The following is a 2,570-nucleotide window of genomic DNA, read 5'->3' on the forward strand; positions in this document are numbered from 1 at the left end:
AATGAATTAAAAAGTAATATGAAAAACGACAATGTAGAATACTCCCTTTATTTTTATGGCTTAACAGAAGCTGAGTTAATGCAAGAAGTTTCAGTCATTCTGAAAAATTTTGATTACTCTACAAAAATAGAAGAATACATCGGCCCCAGTTTAAGGATTAGAATGCAAAAAAATGATGATTTTGAGCCCATATTAGAAAAGATAATGTCTCAATTTAGTAAGTATTTTATTGGTTTTAAAAGTTTAGAAATTACTTTATTTGAAGCATTAATGGAGTCTTCAAAAACACTTTCTTTTGCGGAGTCATGTACCGGAGGGATGCTTTCAGATACATTGGTATCTATTCCAGGTGTTTCTAATGTGTTCAAAGGTTCAGTTGTGACCTATTCTAATGAATCAAAAGTAAGATTATTGGACGTCAAAAAAGAAACCATAGAAAAATTTGGAGCTGTTAGCGAGGAAACCGTCAAAGAAATGGCATATGGTTTGAAGAAAATCATGGAAAGTGATATTTGTGTATCCGTTAGTGGTATAGCAGGGCCAAGTTCGGGGAGTGAAGAAAAACCGGTTGGAATGGTTTGGTTTGGTTTTCTCACTAATGAAGATTTTGGTGCCTTAAAAAAGGTTTTTACAGGGGATAGGGATGAAATTCGAAAAAGAGCCACTTATTTTGCTTTTTGGAATATTTTAAATTTGGTTCGGAATCAAAATCCCTTTAAAAGGGTGTAGAATAGTTAGAAATAGGAGGGGATAGAATTGTCGAATTATGATGTATATTTAAATGTTTTTTTAGAGGAATCTAAAGAAAATATTCAAGAGCTTAATGACCTTCTACTTGAACTTGAAAAAGATAAAAGTAACCTAGAAATAATAAACAATATTTTCAGAGTGATTCACACCTTAAAAGGTATGGCAGGAACTATGGAGTTTGATACGTTGGCTAAATTTTCCCACAAATTGGAAAATGTATTAGATTCATTAAGAAATAAAAAGATTGATTTAACCAACGACCTGATGGATTTTTTATTTAAAGCCTCGGACGCATTAGAAGAGAGTATTACAGATATAGAACAAGGTGGAAATGGGAGTATAGAAAAACTGGAAAAACTTTTAGATAAAATTAACTCTTATGTGGAATCAACTGATTCCTCTAAATCGTCCAAGTACAAAACGACTGAACACGAAGAAAATCAAGTCAAACAAAATAATGAAATATACTCTAAAATGAGCGAAGAAACTAAGGAACTTTTAGAGAATGTTTTTAAAAGAGCCAAAGAAAATAATCTCAACTTTTTTATTTTAAAAGTTATTTTAGAGGATGGTGTTCAGTTAAAGCAGGCAAGAGCTTACGCAATACATCATAAATTAGAAGATAATGGCTGTGAGATAGTTTATACTTATCCCAGTGTAGAAGAGATAGAAAAAGAAAATTTTGATAAAGAATTAATTTTTGGGATTGTTACCTCCAAAAGCATTGGAGAAATAGCAGAACTTGTTAATAAAGTTGCCGAAGTAGAATCGGTTTATGTGGATGAATTTTCAGCGAATAATCTTTTTGGATCAGAAGAAGAGAGTAAAGATGAGGAAGAAGGGTCAAAACAAGAGGGTCTAGAGAATAACAAAAAAGAAGTTAAGCTTTCAAGAAGTATAAGAGTAGATATAAATAAATTGGATGATTTGATGAATTTAATGGCAGAGCTCGTCATAGCTAGAAGTAGAATTATTGAAACTTTAAGTAAGTACGATGTAAAAGAAGTAGACGAAAGTTTAACTCAACTTTCAAGAATAACCTTAGATCTTCAGAATGTTGTTATGAAAATTAGAATGGTTCCAGTTGCTTTTGTGTTCAATAGATTTCCAAGGCTTGTACGAGATCTTGCAAAAGAATTGGGGAAAAAAGTGAACTTTGTGATTCAAGGAGAAGAAACAGAATTAGATAGAACCGTGGTTGACGAGATAGGTGAGCCCTTGGTTCATCTATTAAGGAACTCTCTTGATCATGGTATAGAAGGTCCTCACGAGCGTTTGGCTAAAGGGAAACCCGAAACAGGCACTTTGAAGTTATCAGCTCGGCATGAAGGTAACGGAGTTATCATAGAAGTGGAAGATGATGGGAAAGGGTTTGATGTAAATGAAATACTCCGGACAGCTATAAATAAGGGATTGATTAGTTCATCAGAAGCATCAAAATTAAGCGAAGAGGAGATATACAATTTTGTCTTTTTACCTGGTTTTTCTACTAAAACAGTTTCTACGGAATTATCAGGTAGAGGCGTTGGAATGGATGTAGTTAAAAGTACTATAGAGAGTTTAAAGGGTACTATTTCTCTGGAAACAAAAAAAGGAAAAGGTACAAAGATAAGTATAAGGTTACCTCTTACCTTAGCAATTATCGAAGCTCTTCTCATAACTGTAAATGAGCAAGTATATGCTATACCTATTGCCAATATTGACACCACTCAAAGATTGAGTGATGGTGAGTTAAAAATTGTCCAAGGCCAAGAAGTTTTCCTTTTGCGAGGGGAAGTAATGCCTGTAGTACGTTTAAGAAAGTTATTTGGTTATGAAAA

Annotated in this window: 2 protein-coding genes; both read left to right on the forward strand. The window is 33.2% G+C overall.

Annotated features, from left to right (window positions below; translation table 11 throughout):
* Positions 1-729: CinA family protein (locus AA81_RS13105; protein ID WP_146050404.1), on the forward strand; the 729-nt coding region annotated here is incomplete at its 5' end.
* 27 nt (positions 730-756) lie between these two features.
* Positions 757-2,570: chemotaxis protein CheA (locus AA81_RS13110; protein WP_103899285.1), on the forward strand; the 1,814-nt coding region annotated here is incomplete at its 3' end.

It is taken from the genome of Petrotoga halophila DSM 16923, from assembly GCF_002924615.1.